Below are 20,810 nucleotides of genomic sequence, written 5' to 3' on the forward strand. Positions count from 1 at the left end.
ATTCTGTTTTTTATTTAATAAAAATGAAGTGTCTCTTTAGATTTACTTCGTGGTTCAATTTATAAATTTTAATTTAATTTCCTTTAGTCAGGTTAATTTGTCTTGGCATTAACTTATGTGGGCCAAGTCCAGATTTAAGTACAATCAGTTGTCCCCTCTGACTTCTTAACCATGTTGCAAATCCTGTGCCTAAACCATCTCTTCCTTCGCAATCTATAATATTTATATTTCTTAAGAAAGGATAAACGCCGTTAATCAAGTTATCTTGAGTTGGTTTATAGAACTGATCATCTCCTACCTTTCCCTTTACATTCTTTACACCCAATACTTTTATCTTAGAAAGGTATTCGCTCATCTCTGTATCTTTTCCCGTGATCCAATTCACGCCCAAAATACCAATAAATTTTTTATCTTCAGCAATAAGTTTAATTACTTCTTTGCTGGAATTTTTTGAGTAAACACCCGTAGCTGGAAACTGGCTGATATGGGCCAACTCCTTAAAATACTGAAAGGTGCTAGAATAGGCGTTATCAAAGACCAGTTTTTTATCTGACTTCTTCCCTTGTAAGATATCAATCACCTCATTAACGTTAATTGTACTATCGATATTGCCCTGATTTGTAATTAAAGCAATACCATCAATAGCAAAACGTGAAGAGTTGATCTTAATATTACGTTGATTATAATACTTCTCTTCTGCTTTAGTTAATAACCTTGGTAAAACAATTACCCTTACGCTATCATTCAGGAATGAAGGTAATAATTTTTCTTCAGGTTTAACTGTAGCCTCAAATTTTGCATCCGGGTAATCTAAACCAAAAATATCGATCTGATCTTGAACTATTGGTCCAACACTTTCATCAACCAATATTTTTAAGGTACCACTTGTTCTGGTTTCTTTAACTGCATCTGCCTTGTTTTTACGTTTGCAGGATACGAGTAAAGTTAGTACACAAAATATTAAAAGGAAATTTTTCATTCAAAATGATTAATCGCGCCTACCAAGGCTTAAAAGTCTTACAAAAGCATAAATAATTAAGAAGATACCGATTGCGATACGACCCCATTCCGGAATAGTGCTTAAACGAAGTGCAATAGGTTCATAAAATATGAACGCCAAACCCAATACCACGTAAAACACAAACATGATAAGGCCTAAAATGAGCAAAAACCGCTGTTTAGGCGATTTTTGCTTAAAAATATCAAAATTTAACATCTACTATTAGTTCAATGTAAAGTTAACGTTGATGTTGTATTTTACCCTTACAGGCTTACCGTTTTGAATACCTGGGTTCCAACGTGGACTCGCTTTTAATACACGAATGGCTTCTTCATCAGTTCCACTACCTAAACCGCGGGTAACTGTGATATCTGTTAATTTACCATCTTTTTCAACAACGAAAGATAAAAACACTTTACCTTGTACGTTGTTCTCCTGTGCCATTGGCGGGTATTTTATTGCTTTACCTAAGTAGCCATAAAATTTAGCAATACCTCCTGGGAATTCTGGTTGTTTCTCGATACTAACAAAGTCATAAACTTTGTTGTCATCAACCGCAACTGCAGCTTCTCTTTTTGGTCCTTCACCTACTGGTTCAGCGATAACAATATCAGCTGTTGGATCACCTTTGATATCTCTCTGGCCTGGATCAGCTTCTTTCAATTTTTCAACTGTAGGTGGTTCATCACGAACCTCGATATCCGGTTTTACAATTGGAGGTGGCATTTTCACCTGGTCAATCTTTGGTGGAGGTGGCTCTACCGGTGGCGGTGGAGGTGTTTCCGGGTTTACCGGTGGTGGTGGAGCTAAAATTACTTCCTGTGCTTTTACCTGATCTTCCTGTTGATCCATTGAACCTTTAATCAGGCTATAGATTTTTGGAGAGAAAAATAATACAAGGAAGATAATAGATCCAATAATTAAGGCTTTGGTGGTATTTGCACCATTACTTTTACGCAATTGGTACGCACCATAGTTTTTGTTTTTATCTGCAAAAACCACTTCAAGCCATTCTTTTCTGAATATATCTAACTTCGACATAAAATTGGTTTTACTGATTATAAAATTCCTTTTTCTTTCATGAACTGCTTCTCATTGTCAAGGATGTTATCATCGTCGATCTGACGAACCTTAACTTTAAGAATTTCCAACTCATCCATCATATCTACAAAGTTTTGGAATGTAGAACCTGATGTTGGTTTTACCAGTACAACAAAGTCTCCAGCAACGCCTGAGGCATCAGCTGCTTTTCTATTTTTAACAATAGCATCTTCGATTTGTGAACCAGATTCTATAGTTGGTGCACTTTCGCCAGCTACTCCCATGTACCATGCTACTTTATTGCTTTTACCTAATAAAATAGTCATTGTTTTACTTGCTTTCAGTTCCAATCTGTTCTCAGGTAACTTTTCGTTTTTATCCGGCTTTGCAATATCCATCGCTTGTGGCGTAGAGATTACTGTTGTTAAGATAAAGAATGTTACCAAAAGAAACATTAGATCCACCATCGGAGTCATATCAACCCTTGGGGTGGCTTTCTTCCCGCCTGTGTTTAATTCTGCCATTTCTTATTTCTTTTTAGCTTCAGAGTTGGTAACCAATAAAAACTTGTTTACACTTTGTTTCTGAAGTACATCAATAATCTTTTTAACTACCGGATATTCTTCTTTGGCATCACCTTTAATACTGATACGCATATCCTGATTATTAATCTCTTTAGTTGCTCTACGGGCATTTAACACCCATGCGTTCAACTGATTGTCAGTCGAATCTGAAGGTATTCCAGGTTGAACCCCTGGTTTCATACGATCAGCTCCATTCAAGGCAATAAGAGATTTTAAACTCTGGATCGGAACACCGAAACTTCCTATCGAAGAAAAGCGTTGTACTTCTAACGGAGTGAACGATATTTTGTACTGTTCGCCCATTAGTTCTAATGTTTTCGCTCTTACTTTGACCCCTGCTACTTCAAAGAAAACTTTCCCCTGCCCAATGGTTAAAATCGCATTGTTTTCTACTGGTACCTTAAACTCATACGTTGAGGAAGGTGTAGAAACGGCTAGTGGTTCTGGTTGCCTCGCTGTAGCAGTTAAGATGAAGAAAGTAAGTAACAATGATGCCACATCACACATGGCCGTCATATCTGTTACTGTACTTGTTCTTTTAACTTTAATTCTAGGCATAATATTTTTTACTAGTTTTTAATAATGATGATCTTTTTTCCGGTTTTCCATAAAGCCGGTAAAAATTTTTTCAAAATTCTTATTTATGCGAACTAGCGTATGTTTGAACGATGCTGAAACCAGCCTCATCGATTGCGTAAGTTAACTTGTCAATTTTAGAAGTTAATATATTGTACATGATAATTGCCACAGTAGATACCAAGATACCTGTTGCAGTATTGATCAACGCCTCAGAGATACCTACCGCTAACGCTGACTGATCTGGAGCACCAGAGTTTGCTAAACCGGCGAATGCACGGATCATACCTGTTACTGTACCCAATAAACCTACCAATGTACCGATTGATACCAAAGTTGCAATTACGGTTAAGTTTTGCTCTAACATTGGCATTTCTAAAGCTGTAGCTTCTTCAACCTCTTTTTGGATGGCAACAATTGATTGCTCAACATCCATGTTGGTATCAGCTTCAACTTCGCTGTATTTTTTCAAACCAGATTTAATTACGTTAGCAACTGAACCTTGTTGTTTATCACACTCAGCTTTTGCAGCTTCGATGTTACCTGCGCTTAATAAACCTTGTACTTTGCGGATGAAAGTATCTAAGCTAGATTTTCCACTTGCTTTACCAATAACGATGAAACGTTCGATAGAGAATACAATTACCACTAATAGTAATCCAACTAAGATTGCTACGATAGGGCCTCCTTTGTAAGCTGTTCCAAGATAGTTACCAGGTAATGGTAATTTCTCTCTGTCACCATCGATAAAGTTACTTCCTTCTCCGAATACGAATCTCCAAACACAGAATCCAATGATAATACAAATTGGAATAACGAATGTTGCAAATACATTTGAAGCACTAGAAGAGCTCTCTTTTTTAACAGTTGTTGGTTTTGGTGCGTTTGCCATTTTTTTTGAAATTTTAGTTTTAGTTCTTGTTTTTAATTTTTAGCTGTTTTTTTTCTTTTGTACAACACTCAACGTTTCATATCCGAAATTGTTGCGAAAAACAAATTTATAAATTGATTTTAAATTACAAATTAATAAATCAATAAGCAATTAAATCGTTACTTAGAATTTTGTTTCGGTAATTCACCATAGGTGTATAACAAAAAAATTGCCCCAGCCGAGGCAATTCTTTCACAATAAAAACTAAAAAAAAATCGAATTGCAAATTTTTCGTTCAAAAAATGCATTTTAAAGTGCATTTAACATAATTTTAACGCTTCGTGTCTGCTTTTTGGTACTTTTGTCAGTTCAAACTGCTTAAAATTTTCTGAGAAGGCGTCTGCCAGTTGATAAGCTTTTAAAAAATATTCTTCCTGATTACCCCATGTTTTAGAAGGGTCTAAAATATTATCTGGCACACCCGGACAAATTAAGGGCATCATTAATTTAAACACATGATGTTGTTTATAATGGTGGTGATTTAAATCTCCGTTTAATGCAGCTTTGATCATTGCCCGGGTATAACTTAATTTCATCCTTTTACCAACACCATAAGCTCCCCCACTCCATCCTGTATTTACCAGCCAAACGTTTACCTGGTGCTTTTTCATTTTCTCGCCGAGTAAAGCAGCGTATTTTGAAGGATGCAATGGAAGAAAAGCTTTTCCGAAGCAAGCCGAAAACGTTAACTGAGGTTCTGTTACCCCGGTTTCAGTTCCTGCTACCTTTGCTGTATAGCCACTCATAAAGTGAAACATGGCCTGCTCTACGTTTAATTTTGATATTGGAGGCAATACACCAAATGCATCAGCAGTTAAGAAAAAAATATTTTTCGGCACTGCGGCAACAGAGGGCAGGATAGCATTATCAATATAATCTATTGGATAAGCTACACGCGTATTTTCTGTTTTATCGATATTGGAGTAATCAACATCTTTTGTTCCTGGGAAAAAGTTGATATTTTCTAATAATGAGCCAAATTTAATGGCCTTAAAAATCTGAGGTTCTTTTTCTTCTGTTAAATCAACACATTTAGCATAACAGCCGCCCTCAAAGTTGAATACGGAAACGTTACCCCAGCCATGCTCATCATCTCCGATTAAACCACGTTCGGGATCGGCAGACAAAGTGGTTTTACCCGTTCCAGACAAGCCAAAGAAGATGGCAGTATCTCCATCTCTCCCCACATTTGCAGAACAGTGCATGGAAAGTGTATTCTTATATACTGGAAGAATGAAATTCAGCACGGAGAAGATTCCCTTTTTAATTTCGCCTGTATAACCGGTTCCACCGATCAAAATCATTTTTTTAGTGAAATTGATGATGGAGAAATTTTCCTGACGGGTTCCATCAACAGCAGGATTGGCCAGAAAGCACGGAGCGGCAATAATCGTCCACTCTGGACTGCCTGTTAAAGCATCTTCATCAGGACGGATGAATAAATTGTGAGCAAAAAGATTCTGATATGCTGTTTCAGTAATTACGCGGATGGATATTGCATAATCCGGATCAGCACACGCCGAAGCATCACGCACATAGATTTTTTTGTCTTCAAGGTAATTGGTCAGCTTATTGAATAACTGGTCGAATTTTTCAGGACTGATTCTAATGTTTACATCACCCCACCAAACCTGGTTTTCGGTTACCTCGTCGCACACGATAAACCTGTCTTTTGGCGAACGTCCGGTAAATTTACCGGTATCAATGGCCAGCGCTCCCGACGCTGCCATTGTACCTTCTTTATTTAATAATGCTTCATCAATCAACTCTTTTGGAGACAACTGGTACTTTACAGCAATGTTCTCGCCTAGATTTAAATAGCTTAAATCTGGCGTTTGCAGTTTCTTTTTGCTCATAACAATAAGTTAGTTAGTGGAGCAAAGGTAAAGACTTATATTGCACAAAAACGAGTTTTAAAACATAATTTTTTACATATTGTAGCAAATACACTATGATTTAAATATCTCATTTACAACATATTAAAAATAATTTTTGATCATAAAAAATTTTAAATAAATACACTAAGTTAAATTTGGTAAATGGTTTTACTATTTGAATTCTTCTGAATACATACCTACTTATAAGGGATTGAATATAAGTTATGCTTCTTACCTCAATTCGATTATTAATATTCCATTAAAGGTATACTGCAGACATTTTTCGCTCATAGCCGTCACCCTGAATTTATTTCAGGGTCTATCTAGCAGAAAAGATGCTGACCACGTAGTAGCTACAAGACAATTGAAAACACAATTTCTACTTGTAAAATAAATTCAGCATGACGATCGCGCTAGTTTCACAGGCTTAAAATTGGTCAGTATAAATAAATATTAACCGAACTGAAGTTCTTAGGTAAAAAATATCAATTTACCACCCGTCCTACGGGCAGCCTCCTTGGAAAAAGGAAGGGAATAATTAGACGCCGGAAAGGCAACGCACTTCAATAGTAGCACCAACCCGCATTAAATAAACCTGATAAAAGCGGCAGCTCCCGATCTCACCAACAACAAAACAGCACCACCATCGGGACTAAAGCGGTTAGCAGGGTTGCACTATCTAAAGAAGTACTACAGCATATTTTCTAATGATTAAAATTTACTGATCAACCACCCCGCCCTACGGGCACCCCCCCTTGGAAAAAGGAGGGGAGTTGGAGCCATCGCAGTAAAAACAATACTGGTTTCGGGTTCAGAAAATGCCGCTATTTTATCTAATTAAACGTTTTAATAGAAATTTCGAAATAAAATTGAAAAAACATTTGCATTTTAAAAAAATAATCTTCTACTTTACGGTGTACAAAGTACACAAAGACAAGATGAATTTTAACACTTCGATTATTACAACGATTATTATTACCACCGGTATAAACCAGCGGGGCTAATTTGTTGTAAATTGAAAAAATATAAAACACAGAGAGCGTCCCGATGAAAGTCGGGACGCTTTTTTTTTAAACCATGCTGAATGAAACCTGTACAAAAGAGCATTTTAAACCACAGATCGGTGCAGTAACAAACAGTTAAACCCAATATAAACTAATGAAAGTACTCAAATTCGGCGGCACATCCGTAGGTTCGGCCGAGAACATTAAGACCCTCTTACGCCTGGTTGGCGAAGAAAAACAGAAGAACAGCCCGGTAGTTGTATTATCGGCAATGAGCGGCGTAACCAATTTGCTTACCGATATGGCCGAAATGGCCGAACGGGGTGAAGATTACGATGCCCATTTAAAAGAAATTGAAGCAAAACACTTTGCGGTAATCCGATCGCTTTTGCCTGCGGCGGCACAGAACCCTGTATTTACGCGATTAAAGATCTTTTTTAACGAACTGGAAGATCTGCTACAGGCAGTGACCAATCTGCGTGAACTGAGCTTGCAGACCAAAGACCAGATTTTAAGTTACGGCGAACGTTGTTCTACTTTTATGATCAGTCATATTGCATCTCAAAATTTTGGCGATGCGCTTTATGTAAATGGTTCTGAATTGATTAAAACCGACAACAACTTCGGTCAGGCCAAAGTAGATACTGAATTGACTGAAATGCTGATCAACAATTTTTATCAGGAAAATAAGGATAAGGTACTTTTTGTAACCGGTTTTATTGCCAGTAATGCGGCAGGTAGGGTAACTACATTAGGTCGCGGGGGTTCTGATTATACAGCAGCCGTTTGGGGAGCAGCCTTAAATGCAACGGAAATAGAAATCTGGACGGATGTAAATGGTATGATGACGGCTGATCCGAGGATCGTAAAAAAAGCCTTCTCTTTGCCAGAGCTAAGCTATACAGAAGCCATGGAACTGAGTTATTTTGGTGCAAAAGTGATTTATCCGCCCACCATGATTCCTGCTTTTATGAAAAAAATCCCGATTGTGATTAAAAATACTTTCGAACCGGATTTTGCAGGCACCTATATTAAAAGTGATGTAAAAACTTCAAACCTACCTATAAAAGGAATTTCTTCTATTGATCAGATCAGCATTATCAACCTAACCGGAAGTGGCATGGTGGGTAAGGCAGGTTTTAGCGGAAGATTATTCTCACTACTTTCGCGCGAACAAATCAATGTGGTATTGATTACACAATCTTCATCAGAGCATAGCATTACTTTCGCGGTTAAACCAACAGACGCTTCGCAAGCCATTTCCCTGATCAAAAAAGAATTCGAGCTGGAACTGGATGCTAAAAAACTGGAACTACCAGAAGTTGAAAATAATTTAGCTGTATTGGCTATTGTAGGTGAAAACATGAAACGTACGCCAGGCATGAGCGGTCGTTTATTCAATGCATTAGGGCGTAATGGTATCAACGTAAGGGCTATTGCACAAGGCTCATCTGAATATAATATTTCAGTAATCATCAGCAAAGATGATTTATCGAAAGCGGTTAATGCGGTACACGACGCCTTTTTTACCGACCTGAAAAGAACATTAAATGTTTTCTGCCTGGGCACAGGAAACATTGGTAAAACCTTATTTAATCAACTGAAGGAGCAAATGCCTTTCCTGGCAGCCAATAATGATTTACAGGTTAAGGTTGCAGGCATTAGCAATACAAGAAAGATGATCTTTAGTGCAGACGGCTTATCCCTCGAAAATTGGGAAACTGAACTAGATATGAATGGTGAAAAAGCAGAGTTAGCCGGTTTTGTAGCCAAAATGAAAGCTTTAAATTTACCCAACTGTGTTTTTGTCGATAACACCGCAGCAGAATCGCCAATTGAATTTTATCAGGGTATATTCGAAAGCAGCATTTCAGTAGTAACCTGCAATAAAAAAGGAAATTCGGCAGATTATGCTCAATATAAATCATTCAAAGATACCGCCCGTAAATTTGGTGTCGATTTTTATTATGAAACCAATGTTGGTGCTGGTTTACCTATTATACGCACGCTAAAAGAATTAATGATGAGCGGCGATAAAGTTGCCCGGATTGAGGCTATTTTATCAGGAACCATTTCATACATCTTCAATAATTTTAAGGGTGAAGCCGGTTTTTACGAAACGGTAAAAGAAGCACAGGAGCTAGGGTATACTGAGCCAGATCCACGTGACGACCTAAACGGAAAAGATTTTATGCGTAAGATGTTGATCCTGGCACGCGATGCAGGTTATCCATTGGAAGCCAGCGATGTGAAAATCGATAACATTTTACCTGAAGCCTGTTTAAATGCAAATTCTGTAGAGGATTTCTATTCTGAATTGCAAGCGAACGCTGCTTATTTCGAAAATCTAAAGAATACTGCAGCCAATGAAGGAAAGGTTTTACGCTATATCGGTAAACTGGAAGGTGGCAATGTAGAAATCAGCCTGCAAATGGTGGATGATACTCATCCTTTTTATATGCTATCGGGAAGTGATAATATTATCTCTTTCACTACAGATCGGTACAAATCACGCCCGTTGGTGGTAAAAGGTCCAGGTGCTGGTGCTGAAGTTACCGCCGCCGGTGTTTTTGCCGATATCATTAACGTAGGTACTTTAAACAACTAGTACAATGAATCCGGTTTTAGCATATAAAGATGAAATACAAAAACTGGTTGATCAGTCAATGATTGATTTTGAAAACCTCACGGAAGAAGCATGGAATGATAAACCACACCCCTCAAAATGGTCTAAAAAAGAATTATTAGGTCATTTGATCGATAGTGCATCGAATAATATCCGTCGGTTAATTATTGGTCAGTATGAGCAAGGCGTTAAAATTGTTTATCATCAGGATGAATGGGTACTTTATCAAAAGTATCAGGAGACAGCTATCGCCGATGTTAAAATGCTTTGGAAGTTGTTGAATAATCAGATTAGCCGGGTAATTGAAAACATCCCGGAAGAAAAGCTTCAGAATAACTGCGATACCGGAAAAGGAAAATCAGAACTTCACACACTTTCTTATTTTATTGAAGATTATGTTGTGCATTTAAAATATCATTTAAACCAAATAACTGCTTAACACGAGCTAAGCCAATTAATAATGAAAAATAGTATAAAAGTTTTCGCTCCGGCAACGGTTGCAAATGTAGTGTGCGGTTTCGACGTACTGGGTTTTGCCGTAAACGAACCGGGCGATGAAGTTGAGATGCGTTTTACCGACACACCCGGAGTGGTGATCAAAAAAATTACCGGTGATGATGGCCGCCTGCCTCTAGATGCCGCTAAAAATACAGTTAGTGCAAGTGTTCAGCATTACCTGCAGCACATTAACCGTTTAGATGTTGGTGTAGAAATTGAACTGCACAAAAAAATGCCTATTGGTAGTGGACTGGGCTCAAGCTCAGCCAGTACAGTAGCAGGTTTGTTCGCCATTAATAAATTAATGGGCGATTTATTAACACCTACTGAATTAGTTCCCTTTGCGATGAAAGGTGAAGAACTTGCCTGTGGTTACGGCCATGCCGATAATGTAGCCCCTGCATTATTAGGCGGTTTTGTTCTGGTAAGAAGTTACGAACCGCTTGATGTAATTTCTTTACCAACTCCTGCCGGAATGTATGCGGCAATTGTTTACCCGGAAGTTGATGTACCGACGAAAGATGCACGCCAGATGATCCGCAGTAAGGTTGCCCTAAAGGATGCGGTTACCCAATGGGGAAATGTTGCCGGATTAGTAAGTGGATTGTTCATGAATGATTTCGACTTAATTGGAAGAAGCATGAAAGATGTCCTGGTAGAACCTACCCGCTCAATCCTGATCCCCGGATTTGAAGAAATGAGAAAACTGGCGATGGAAAACGGCGCAATCGGTTTCGGAATTTCAGGTTCTGGTCCTTCTGTTTTCGCATTGACCAAAGATGAAGAAACAGCCAGAAAAATAACCAAATCGCAACAGCAACACTTACATAAAATAAATATTAACAGCAAAGCTTTTGTTTCTCCGGTTAATGCGGAAGGACCGAAAGTTATGTAAATATGTAAAATGGGAGATGGATGATGTAAACCACATTTCCCATCATCCATCTTACCTCATCCATTCTAAACAATGAAACTATACTCAACCAACAATAAAGATTTACGCGTTTCTTTTAAAGAAGCCGTTTTTAATAGCATGCCGCAAGATAAAGGTTTATACATGCCTGTAGAAATCCCGCAGCTTGATGCCGATTTTATCGAAAATATTGAAAAATATTCTTTACCGGAAATTGCTTACAAAGTAGCTTCAACACTATTAAAAGATGAAATTCCGGCCGAAGATTTAAAGGCTTTAATTGATGATGCCATTAATTTTGAAGCTCCTGCAGTTAAATTGGATGATAAAACCTTTGTACTCGAATTATTCCATGGTCCATCTTTAGCTTTTAAAGATTTTGGTGCCCGTTTTATGAGCCGTGTGATGGCTTATTTTTTGAAAGATGGCGAACAGCTGCTAGATGTGTTAGTTGCTACTTCGGGTGATACTGGCGGCGCAGTGGCTTTGGGTTTCCTGGGCGTACCTAACACCAGGGTAACGATTCTTTATCCAGAAGGAAAAGTGAGCCCTATACAAGAACTGCAGTTAACTACGAATGGCGAAAATATCAGGGCAGTTGAGGTTAAAGGTACTTTCGATGATTGCCAGGCTTTGGTAAAACAGGCTTTTGCAGATGATGAACTGAATGCGAAATTCAGGTTGACTTCGGCCAATTCAATTAACATTTCGAGATTAATTCCGCAAACATTTTATTATTTCAATACTTACGCCCAACTGAAAAAGCAAGGTTTTAAAGATATCGTATTTTCGGTGCCCAGTGGAAATTTCGGAAATATTGGTGCAGGTTTACTGGCCTATAAATTAGGATTGCCGGTTAAACAATTTATTGCAGCTACTAATGTTAACGATACCGTTCCACGCTTTTTAGAAAGTGGTTTTTACGAAACCAAACCATCAACACAAACCTATTCGAATGCGATGGATGTTGGTGCGCCAAGTAATTGGGTCCGCATTATGGACCTTTTTGATCAGGATATAGAAGCGGTTAAAAATGTGGTTACAGCTTATCGTTTTACTGATGATGAAACACTAGCAGGTATTAAAGAACTTGACAGTAAACTAAATTATGTTGCCTGTCCGCATACAGCGATTGCGTATTTGGCAATTGAAAAATACAGAAGCGAAAACCCAACAGATGAAAGTGCCGCAGTTTTCTTATCTACTGCACACGCCTGTAAATTCCCGGATATTTTTCCGGCAGATATTGCGGCTAAAATCGAAATCCCGGAGCAGGTAAAAGCTTTAGAAAGTAAACCTAAACACGCTGATCATTTAGCTGTGGATTTTGAAGGATTTAAAAGTTATTTGCTTAAAGGGTAATATAAAGTATTTAGTGTTAGTCGGGATTTGTAATCCCGACTTTTGAACTAAGGATTTGTAATCCTTATCATTACAGGCAAATAGGTATTGACAATGGCTTTCAAATATTCCATAACTGATCAAAACGACATTTACTTCATCACTACAACAGTAATTGGATGGATTGATGTTTTTACATGGAAAGAACTTGAAGAAGTTATTATTGAAAGTCTTAAATACTGTCAATCTAATAAGGGGTTAATTATTCATGCATGGTGTTTAATGCCAAGCCACTTACACATGATTGTTAGTGCTAAAGAAAATTACAAACTTTCGGACATTATCAGGGATTTTAAAAAATTCACCTCTAAAAAGATAATAAAAACGATTGGAGAAATTAATGAAAGTAGAGAATGGCTCTTAGATAAGTTTTCATTTGCTGCCCGAATCAATATCAAAAACAAAGAATATAAATTTTGACAGGATGGCTTCCATCCAATTGCTTTATATTCAAATGAATTTAAAGATCAAAAATTAGATTATATTCATAATAATCCCATTGAGTCGGGAATTGTTTTGGAAGCAGAACATTATAACTATAGTTCGGCTGTAAACTATGCTGGCGATTTAGGATTATTGGAGGTTCTTTATTTATGATTAGAAGTTTATAAATCTGGTGTGCAATCAGTCCGGATTACAAATCCGGACCAACACCCGAAAACAAATATATGGTTAGTCGGGATTTGTAATTTCGTCCTTTGAGCTAAGGATCCTCCTTAAAAAAACCTATTCAATTTACCTAAAACCAGATTACAAATCTGGATCAACTTGAAATAAAAAAATCCCGATTTTCATCGGGATTCCTTATTATTTAGCACTTTGTTGTGATTTTAGCCTTTTCAGCTCCCGCTGAAGTGCTTCAATCTGTTGCTGTTGCTCCTTAATACTGGCTACCAAAAGCGGAACTAAACTCTCGTAATCTACCTTGGTAATAGTAGCATTTTTAAATGCATTTTTGCCTGATGCATAACTTTTTGCCTGTACAGAAACAATTTCAGGAAAAGCGTCTTTAGCTTCAGCGCCTACAAAACCATACTGTGGTTTGGCAGATAGCTTTAGTTTTTCGGCCCAGGCTTTATCGTAATTAAAACTTACCGGCTGCAACTTGGTCACCTGAATAAGGGCATTTTCTACCGGCTTAACATTATTTTGCACAACTTCCTGTGCACTGATTTTTAAAGAAGCAGCAACTAATAACACTGCAAATGAAATTGCTCGTTTCATATATATTAATTTTGAAATTTTAAAATAGACTCTTTATTCCACAGGACTTGCAGAAAAAATAAACACCAAAATATGTTTATACGGAGGGTGGTGGAGTTAGAACTTCAGGGAAGTATGCCAACTGGAAAAAATGACCAGGAATGAGTATCTTTTTTGAAGTTTGAAGCGGAAAATATAACGTTTCATGAAACACAATCTGTTGTACTACATATTCGGTTTCTACTTTCTTTTCTTCCTTCTCTGTCGCGTCATCGTTTGTAGATAAAACTTCAACATTATCGGTAGAATAGCTTAAATAAGAGATCATATTACTTACCTTAAAAAACAAGGCTAAAGTAACACAGATAACGACCACATATTTAAAAGCATTCAATTTCATTGTCACAAATATAAAGCTGCTCAGCTTTAAAACAATAATTTTAAGGTTAAAGTTCTGTAAGAATTTGAAATATTGGCCAGATACTATCCACAAGTTTACGAGAACAAGGCTAGCTTCCAATTATGGTTTGGATCAGACCATGCAGGTTTTAGAAAACTGCGTGGTCTTTTATTAAAAAATAGCTTTCGCGATCTTTTTGGTTTGCTCAGGGCGGCCCATCGTATAAAAGTGAAGCACCGGAGCACCGAAATCGATCAGTTCTTTACACTGTTTGATCATCGCTTCCGTACCAATTTCTTTTGCCTCATTATTGTTTTTAGCGTGAGATAGCGCATCGGTTAATTCATCAGGTAAATCGATGTGAAAAATCTTAGGTAACACATTTAACTGCGATAAGGTGCTAATCGGCTTTAATCCAGGAATAATCGGAATGTTAATATCGTTTTCCCTGCATTTCTTTACAAAATCGAAATACTTCTGGTTGTCGAAGAACATTTGCGTTACGATAAACTCCGCACCTGCCTCTACCTTCTTTTTAAGGTATTTGAAATCCGTGCTCATATTAGGGGCCTCAAAATGTTTTTCCGGATAACCAGCGACACCGATACAAAAATCACTTTTAAAAGTTTCTACATCTTCGTGCAGAAATTTACCTTCGTTATGGTTCTTGATGTGCTCGATCAGGTCAGTAGCGTAACAATGTCCGCCTGGAGTTGGTACAAAATTCCCATCTGCCTTACGGGCATCGCCACGCAAAGCCAAAACGTTATCAATCCCCAAAAACTGTAGATCGATCAATGCATTTTCGGTTTCTTCTTTGGTAAATCCACCGCAAATAAGATGCGGAACGGCATCAACTTTATATTTATGGATAATGGCTGCACAAATGGCAATGGTACCCGGACGTTTACGATAAGATACCTTTTGTAGCAAACCATTTGCCTGTTCTTTATAAATGTAATCCTCGCGGAGCGAGGTTACATCAACAAAAGGAGGATTAAACTCCAATAGTGGCTCTATGGCATCATAAATCCATTGTATGCTTTGCCCTTTAACAGGTGGCAATAATTCAAAAGAGAACAAGGTTTTACCCTTTGCGTTTTTTATATGGTCTGTAATCTTCATACCCCAACCCCTAAAGGGGCCTTAAATTTAATTTGTATGTAATTCCCTCCCCTTAATGGGCCGGGGCTAATATGCTAAATTTGGACTTAACCACCGCTCCACTTCTTCAATTGGCATATTCTTTCTGATGGCGTAATCTTCAATCTGATCTTTGGTAATTTTTCCCAATCCAAAATACCTCGAATCCGGATGTGCGAAATAAAATCCACTTACCGCAGCTGTCGGATACATGGCATAACTTTCTGTTAAGTGTAATCCGATTTTATTCTCTGCATCAAGCAATTGGAACAAAGTGCCTTTTTCGGTATGCTCAGGGCAGGCAGGATAACCTGGCGCCGGACGGATACCTGCGTATTCTTCTTTTATCAGTTCCTGATTGCTCAGGTTTTCATCCTGTGCATAACCCCAGTATTCTTTACGCACACGTTCGTGCATCCGCTCAGCGAATGCTTCAGCTAAACGATCGGCCAGTGCTTTAGCCATGATACTGTTATAATCATCGTAATTGGATTCGAACTCATTTACCAGTTCATCAATCCCGATACCAGCAGTTACAGCAAAACCACCAAAATAATCCTGAATACCACTTTCTTTCGGTGCAATGAAATCAGATAAAGCATAATAAGGCTGCCCATCTACTTTTTCGGCCTGCTGGCGAAGAGTGTGAATCGTAACGGAAGATGGTTGATGTAAGATGGATGATGGGTCTTCACTTCCATTTTCCATTTTACCTCTTACATCCAAAACAATATCGTCTCCTACCGCATTTGCCGGCCAAAAGCCGATTACTGCTCTTGCTGTTAATAGTTTTTCGTCGAGGATGCGTTTTAATAAAGTCTGTGCATCATCAAAAAGTTTCTTTGCTTCATCACCAACATTTTTATCATCGAAAATTTTCGGATAACTTCCGCGTAGCTCCCAGGTATGGAAAAATGGCGTCCAATCGATATAGGGAACCAGTTCTTCTAATGGATAATTATCAAAAACCCTTGTACCTGTAAATTCCGGAACAGGTAAGTTGGGTTGAAAATCGATCTTAAACTTATTATTTCGGGCTTCTTCCAACGTTTTAAAACGCTTATCAGATCGCTTATTTAAATGTGCTTCGCGGGCTTTATCGTACTCGGCTCTAATTCCTGCAATATATTCATCTCTCGTATCAGGATTCATTAAAGTACTACAAACGGTAACACTTCTGGAAGCATCCAGTACATGGATGGCAGGACCTGAATAATTCGGTGCTACTTTTACTGCAGCGTGTATCCTTGAAGTAGTAGCTCCACCGATAATTAATGGAATGGTAAAACCTTCGCGCTCCATTTCTTTTGCAAAGTGAACCATTTCATCCAATGATGGTGTAATCAATCCACTTAAACCAATAATATCAGCTTTTATTTCTTTGGCTTTTTTGATGATTTCCTGTGCCGGAACCATCACACCCATATCAACAATCTCGAAGTTATTACAAGCCAATACCACACCCACAATGTTTTTACCAATATCGTGCACATCGCCTTTCACGGTGGCCATTAAGACCCTTCCCGCAGATGAACTCTGATCCTGATCAGGATTATCCAGTTTTTCCTGTTCGATAAACGGCAATAAATAGGCCACCGCTTTTTTCATTACCCTTGCCGATTTTACCACTTGGGGCAAGAACATTTTTCCGGCACCAAAAAGATCACCGACAATATTCATTCCGTCCATTAATGGTCCTTCGATTACCTGAATCGGCCGGGCATATTTTTGTCTGGCTTCTTCCACATCATCGTCCAGGTACTCCACAATTCCCTTTACTAAAGAGTGGGATAATCTTTCTTCAACAGGGCCTTTTCTCCACTCTTCATCTTTAACCACCTCTTTACCTTTTGATTTTACGGTATCGGCATATTCTACCAATCGCTCCGTGGCATCGTCTCTTCGGTTTAAAAGCACATCCTCTACCCTTTCTAATAATTCGGGTGGAATTTCCTGATAAACCTCCAACATTCCAGCGTTTACGATCCCCATATCTAAACCGGCCTGAATGGCATGATAAAGAAATGCGGAGTGCATTGCTTCGCGGACAGTATTATTTCCCCTGAAAGAGAATGAAATATTAGAAACCCCACCACTCACTTTCGCATGAGGCAGGTTTTCTTTGATCCAACGGGTGGCATTTATAAAATCGACGGCATAATTATTATGCTCTTCCAATCCGGTTGCAACGGTCAAGATATTTGGGTCGAAAATAATATCCTCTGGCGGGAAACCAATTTCGTGTACCAAAATATCATAACTTCTTTTACAGATTTCCTTTCTACGCTCGTAATTATCGGCCTGTCCCTGCTCATCAAAAGCCATTACCACAACCGCGGCGCCGTATTGCATAATTTTGCGGGCACTTTCGCGGAATTTATCTTCTCCTTCTTTTAAGGAAATCGAGTTTACAATTCCTTTTCCCTGCAAACATTTTAAGCCATTTTCAATAACCGACCATTTAGATGAATCGACCATGATCGGCAATTTGGCAATATCTGGTTCAGACGCAATAAGGTTTAAGAATTTGGTCATTGCCGCTTCCGAATCCAGCATCCCTTCATCCATGTTTACGTCGATTACCTGTGCACCGCCTTCAACTTGCTGCAAAGCAACGGCTAATGCGGCTTCATAATCGCCACCCAAAATCAGTTTGGAGAATTTTGGAGATCCGGTAATATTGGTTCTTTCACCAATATTTACAAAAATACTATCTGGGGTGATGGTTACAGGCTCCAATCCGCTTAAACGCATGTATGGTTCAAGAACCGGTATTTTACGGGGCTCAGCTTTTCGGGCATTTTTAGCAATACAGCCAATATGATCTGGCGTGGTGCCACAACAACCTCCTACTATATTCACAAAACCGGAAGCAATAAAGTCATCAACCAGATGTGCGGTTTCATGCGGCTGCTCATCGTAAGCACCAAACTCATTTGGCAAACCCGCATTTGGATAGGCGGAAACATAGCAGCCTGCTTTTGCCGCTAACTCTTCAATGTGCGGACGCATTTCTTTGGCACCTAAAGCACAGTTAAAACCGATACTTAATGGTTTTGCATGCATTACAGAGTTCAAAAAAGCTTCGGCAGTTTGCCCCGAAAGTGTTCTACCGGAAGCATCGGTAATGGTACCAGAAATCATGATCTCCAGTTTACGCCCAATTACTTCTTCGTATTTTTTAATGGCTACAATAGCCACTTTAGCATTCAAGGTATCGAAAATGGTTTCGATTAATAATACATCAGAACCACCATCTACTAAACCACGTACCTGTTCATAATAAGCTGCTTCCAACTCATCGAAATAAACTGCCCTAAAACCAGGATCGTTAACATTTGGTGACATGGAAAGGGTGCGGTTAGTTGGGCCAATGGCACCGGCAACAAAACATTTACGGTCTGGATTTGCAGCCATGAACTCGTTAACAGCTTCTTTTGCCACGCGTGCACCTTCAAAACTCATTTCGTAAGAAAGGTCTTCCATCTGGTAATCGGCCATGGAAATGCGCTGCGTACTGAATGTATTAGTCTCAATAATATCGGCACCAGCGGCCAGGTACTCCAAGTGTATTGTTTTAATAATATCCGGACGTGTGATGTTGAGCAAATCGTTATTGCCTTTTACATCACAGGGATGGTTTTTAAATCGTTCCCCTCTAAAATCTTCTTCGGTTAAGGTATATCGCTGAATCATGGTGCCCATTGCACCGTCAATCACCAAAATACGTTTTTCTAATTCTTCTCTTATGCTCATTTGTTATAGTAGCAAGTGGTTAGTAGCAAGTATCAAGATTCCTGATATGCGTCCTAACCGCAGATAATAAGCATAGTACCTAACCAGATTTGATTGATACTTGATACTTTATACCTGATACTTAAATAGCTTATTTAAAAAGTTGGTACGTGAATCGTAATCCTAAACTTATCTGTTTCTGCTATTTGCAGAATAGAATTTAGCACCTTGTATGGTTACAGGTTGCTAAGACTTCGTTGGGTCTAATCCCTCCGTCTTTCTTAATAAGCATACAAAAATGCAACAAAGCAACATCAATTCCAAAATTTATCGCCTTGCTGCCAAATAAAATTACAAAGGCCGCGCAAAACTGCGCAGCCTTAAGAATATTGTTCTGTTAGTGATTACTTTCTGCTTCCGAAAATACGAAGTAAGAAAAGGAAGATATTTAAGAAATCCAGGTATAAAGACAACGCTGCTACAATTGCCATTTTTTTAGATTCAATCTGAAGAACCTGTTCGCCGCTAGCTTCGATCCCTTCCCCAATTCTTTTTATTTTTTGTACATCATAGGCTGTTAATGCCGTAAATATTGCAATACCAATAAATGCCATAAACAAACTGAATTGTTCGCTTTGAACAAACATATTAATTACACTGGCAATCACTAAACCAATTACGCCAACCATTAAAATCGGCCCAAATTTACTTAGATCAATATTGGTGGTGTAGCCCATGAATGCCATAATTCCAAATATTCCGGCAGCTCCTGCAAAACAGCTCACTACTGAACCTGAAGTATAGGTTAACAAGATAAAACTTAAACTCACTCCAGTCAATAATGAATAAAGGACAAAAACGCCAATTAATGCTGGCAATGATAATCTGCTTAAACCGAATCCCATTAATAAAACCAATCCGAGTGGTGCGAACATCGCTACATAACCGAAAATCGACATGCTCACTTTACCAGTTGCTGGATTAATATTTAAAAGGTATTGCATTAACTGCTCATTGGTGCCAAATAAATAAGCTGCTACAGTTGATAAACTCAACGCCACAAACATCCATAAGAAAACGTTTGCAAAGAATTTTTTAGAAACAGATTTTTCCTGTACAAAAACACTGTTGTCCTGATATTGATAATTTTGTTGTTCCATTTTAAATTTTGTGTATTTAACTATATAAAAATAAATATTTAGTTTAATCTTTTTGTCAGCAATTCTTCAACTTTTTTAAAGAACTGCAGTGGTTTTAATGTTCGCCAGGGCAAGTCATCAAATGCACCACCAAAGTTAATGTAATAATCGATGTTATTATCCCTAAACTCTGTGATTACATGATCCTGAAAATTCACCCCAACAATCCAGCCATCTTCTACTTCCTGAAACCATTCTTCGTAATAACTATCATCAGAGGCATGGAAATTCAGGACATTTTCACCGATTAGGATAAACTTATTAATGCCTTCATCCATCATCAGCTCTAAAATATCGCGCTTCATCAGCATAATATCGTTGTTAATAGCATCATTCCACTCGCCGATAAATTCGATAATGGCATAACTGCGGTCATAATCAGCATATAACACCTTCATGTATAACGTATTCGAACCAAACTCATCCCATTGTGGGTGCAGTAAAAAATTGTAAATCTGCTTATCGAAGTAAAGTTCTGAATATTCGGTATTGTAAAATGGCGAACGCTCATCTTCTGCCGAAATATAATCATCTCTCCACTGATAATAAGGCTCAATTTCGTGCATAATTTTCTAATTATTGAATGAGCGAGTTTTGAATGAGGGAATGATTAATGCTACTCTTACATGCTATCACTCACTAATTCTTTCATTCACTCAATCTATCCTTCTCTCATTTC

17 protein-coding genes and 1 riboswitch are annotated in these 20,810 nt (G+C 38.2%); of the genes, 5 read left to right on the top strand and 12 right to left on the bottom strand.

Going from position 1 to position 20,810, the window contains the following annotated elements:
* Positions 1-73 precede the first annotated feature (73 nt).
* From IM793_RS10820 to pckA, 6 genes are all read right to left on the bottom strand, one after another.
* Positions 74-979, bottom strand: coding sequence for a PstS family phosphate ABC transporter substrate-binding protein (locus tag IM793_RS10820; RefSeq protein ID WP_193421226.1), 906 nt, complete (start codon positions 977-979; stop codon positions 74-76).
* 243 nt (positions 980-1,222) lie between these two features.
* Positions 1,223-2,041 carry an energy transducer TonB gene (locus IM793_RS10825; RefSeq protein WP_121284286.1) on the bottom strand — a complete coding sequence of 273 codons (819 nt, stop codon included), beginning with the start codon at positions 2,039-2,041 and terminating at the stop codon, positions 1,223-1,225.
* A gap of 17 nt (positions 2,042-2,058) precedes the next feature.
* Positions 2,059-2,565, bottom strand: coding sequence for a biopolymer transporter ExbD (locus IM793_RS10830; protein ID WP_029274770.1), 507 nt, complete (start codon positions 2,563-2,565; stop codon positions 2,059-2,061).
* 3 nt (positions 2,566-2,568) lie between these two features.
* A complete protein-coding gene (locus tag IM793_RS10835) occupies positions 2,569-3,183 on the bottom strand; it encodes a biopolymer transporter ExbD (protein ID WP_193421228.1) in 615 nt (204 codons plus the stop codon).
* 79 nt (positions 3,184-3,262) lie between these two features.
* Entirely contained in the window at positions 3,263-4,093 is an 831-nt protein-coding gene (locus IM793_RS10840) for a MotA/TolQ/ExbB proton channel family protein (protein ID WP_132398845.1), read from the bottom strand.
* Positions 4,094-4,392: 299 nt separating this feature from the next.
* The gene (pckA, locus tag IM793_RS10845; protein WP_193421230.1) at positions 4,393-5,988 is read right to left on the bottom strand and encodes a phosphoenolpyruvate carboxykinase (ATP); all 1,596 of its coding nucleotides are present in this window, start codon (positions 5,986-5,988) and stop codon (positions 4,393-4,395) included.
* A 1,179-nt stretch (positions 5,989-7,167) separates the two neighbouring features.
* Here pckA and thrA point away from each other — a divergent pair.
* The 5 genes from thrA (at position 7,168) to IM793_RS10870 (ending at position 12,871) form a co-directional block, all read left to right on the top strand.
* Positions 7,168-9,621 (top strand): bifunctional aspartate kinase/homoserine dehydrogenase I, encoded by a 2,454-nt coding sequence (thrA, locus tag IM793_RS10850; RefSeq protein WP_193421232.1) that lies wholly within the window; start codon positions 7,168-7,170, stop codon positions 9,619-9,621.
* Positions 9,622-9,625: 4 nt separating this feature from the next.
* Positions 9,626-10,078, top strand: coding sequence for a DinB family protein (locus tag IM793_RS10855; RefSeq protein WP_193421234.1), 453 nt, complete (start codon positions 9,626-9,628; stop codon positions 10,076-10,078).
* Positions 10,079-10,099: 21 nt separating this feature from the next.
* Positions 10,100-11,032 carry a homoserine kinase gene (locus tag IM793_RS10860; protein WP_193421236.1) on the top strand — a complete coding sequence of 311 codons (933 nt, stop codon included), beginning with the start codon at positions 10,100-10,102 and terminating at the stop codon, positions 11,030-11,032.
* Between the two features lie 72 nt (positions 11,033-11,104).
* A complete protein-coding gene (gene thrC / locus IM793_RS10865) occupies positions 11,105-12,412 on the top strand; it encodes a threonine synthase (RefSeq protein WP_193421238.1) in 1,308 nt (435 codons plus the stop codon).
* A gap of 93 nt (positions 12,413-12,505) precedes the next feature.
* On the top strand, positions 12,506-12,871 hold the full coding sequence (locus IM793_RS10870; RefSeq protein ID WP_227256213.1) for a transposase: 366 nt from the start codon (positions 12,506-12,508) through the stop codon (positions 12,869-12,871).
* A 387-nt stretch (positions 12,872-13,258) separates the two neighbouring features.
* Here the strand turns inward: IM793_RS10870 and IM793_RS10875 are convergent, their stop codons facing one another.
* The 6 genes from IM793_RS10875 to IM793_RS10900 all read right to left on the bottom strand — a co-directional run bounded on the left by IM793_RS10875 (position 13,259) and on the right by IM793_RS10900 (position 20,697).
* Positions 13,259-13,675, bottom strand: a complete 417-nt coding sequence (locus IM793_RS10875; RefSeq protein WP_193421240.1) for a tail fiber domain-containing protein — start codon at positions 13,673-13,675, stop codon at positions 13,259-13,261.
* A 76-nt stretch (positions 13,676-13,751) separates the two neighbouring features.
* Positions 13,752-14,054: a hypothetical protein gene (locus tag IM793_RS10880; RefSeq protein WP_132398825.1), complete on the bottom strand. Its 303-nt coding sequence runs from the start codon at positions 14,052-14,054 to the stop codon at positions 13,752-13,754.
* A gap of 171 nt (positions 14,055-14,225) precedes the next feature.
* Positions 14,226-15,179 (bottom strand): methylenetetrahydrofolate reductase [NAD(P)H], encoded by a 954-nt coding sequence (gene metF / locus IM793_RS10885; protein ID WP_193421242.1) that lies wholly within the window; start codon positions 15,177-15,179, stop codon positions 14,226-14,228.
* Between the two features lie 66 nt (positions 15,180-15,245).
* Positions 15,246-18,953 carry a methionine synthase gene (gene metH, locus IM793_RS10890; protein WP_193421244.1) on the bottom strand — a complete coding sequence of 1,236 codons (3,708 nt, stop codon included), beginning with the start codon at positions 18,951-18,953 and terminating at the stop codon, positions 15,246-15,248.
* Between the two features lie 165 nt (positions 18,954-19,118).
* Positions 19,119-19,223, bottom strand: a riboswitch (SAM riboswitch).
* 113 nt (positions 19,224-19,336) lie between these two features.
* Positions 19,337-20,092 (bottom strand): Bax inhibitor-1/YccA family protein, encoded by a 756-nt coding sequence (locus tag IM793_RS10895; RefSeq protein WP_193421246.1) that lies wholly within the window; start codon positions 20,090-20,092, stop codon positions 19,337-19,339.
* 38 nt (positions 20,093-20,130) lie between these two features.
* Positions 20,131-20,697, bottom strand: coding sequence for a hypothetical protein (locus tag IM793_RS10900; protein ID WP_193421248.1), 567 nt, complete (start codon positions 20,695-20,697; stop codon positions 20,131-20,133).
* Positions 20,698-20,810: the final 113 nt, after the last annotated feature.

Origin of the sequence: Pedobacter sp. MR2016-19, from assembly GCF_014947265.1 — a bacterium.
Classification (GTDB): Bacteria; Bacteroidota; Bacteroidia; order Sphingobacteriales; family Sphingobacteriaceae; genus Pedobacter.

Excerpts from the sequence above, each read along its gene's own strand:
- pckA (WP_193421230.1), bottom strand. The coding sequence starts at position 5,988 with ATGAGCAAAAAGAAACTGCAAACGCCAGATTTAAGCTATTTAAATCTA.
- IM793_RS10820 (WP_193421226.1), bottom strand. The coding sequence starts at position 979 with ATGAAAAATTTCCTTTTAATATTTTGTGTACTAACTTTACTCGTATCC.
- thrA (WP_193421232.1), top strand. The coding sequence starts at position 7,168 with ATGAAAGTACTCAAATTCGGCGGCACATCCGTAGGTTCGGCCGAGAAC.
- IM793_RS10860 (WP_193421236.1), top strand. The coding sequence starts at position 10,100 with ATGAAAAATAGTATAAAAGTTTTCGCTCCGGCAACGGTTGCAAATGTA.
- IM793_RS10840 (WP_132398845.1), bottom strand. The coding sequence starts at position 4,093 with ATGGCAAACGCACCAAAACCAACAACTGTTAAAAAAGAGAGCTCTTCT.
- metF (WP_193421242.1), bottom strand. The coding sequence starts at position 15,179 with ATGAAGATTACAGACCATATAAAAAACGCAAAGGGTAAAACCTTGTTC.
- IM793_RS10855 (WP_193421234.1), top strand. The coding sequence starts at position 9,626 with ATGAATCCGGTTTTAGCATATAAAGATGAAATACAAAAACTGGTTGAT.
- IM793_RS10895 (WP_193421246.1), bottom strand. The coding sequence starts at position 20,092 with ATGGAACAACAAAATTATCAATATCAGGACAACAGTGTTTTTGTACAG.
- IM793_RS10830 (WP_029274770.1), bottom strand. The coding sequence starts at position 2,565 with ATGGCAGAATTAAACACAGGCGGGAAGAAAGCCACCCCAAGGGTTGAT.
- IM793_RS10870 (WP_227256213.1), top strand. The coding sequence starts at position 12,506 with ATGGCTTTCAAATATTCCATAACTGATCAAAACGACATTTACTTCATC.
- thrC (WP_193421238.1), top strand. The coding sequence starts at position 11,105 with ATGAAACTATACTCAACCAACAATAAAGATTTACGCGTTTCTTTTAAA.
- IM793_RS10900 (WP_193421248.1), bottom strand. The coding sequence starts at position 20,697 with ATGCACGAAATTGAGCCTTATTATCAGTGGAGAGATGATTATATTTCG.
- IM793_RS10875 (WP_193421240.1), bottom strand. The coding sequence starts at position 13,675 with ATGAAACGAGCAATTTCATTTGCAGTGTTATTAGTTGCTGCTTCTTTA.
- IM793_RS10835 (WP_193421228.1), bottom strand. The coding sequence starts at position 3,183 with ATGCCTAGAATTAAAGTTAAAAGAACAAGTACAGTAACAGATATGACG.
- IM793_RS10825 (WP_121284286.1), bottom strand. The coding sequence starts at position 2,041 with ATGTCGAAGTTAGATATATTCAGAAAAGAATGGCTTGAAGTGGTTTTT.
- IM793_RS10880 (WP_132398825.1), bottom strand. The coding sequence starts at position 14,054 with ATGAAATTGAATGCTTTTAAATATGTGGTCGTTATCTGTGTTACTTTA.
- metH (WP_193421244.1), bottom strand. The coding sequence starts at position 18,953 with ATGAGCATAAGAGAAGAATTAGAAAAACGTATTTTGGTGATTGACGGT.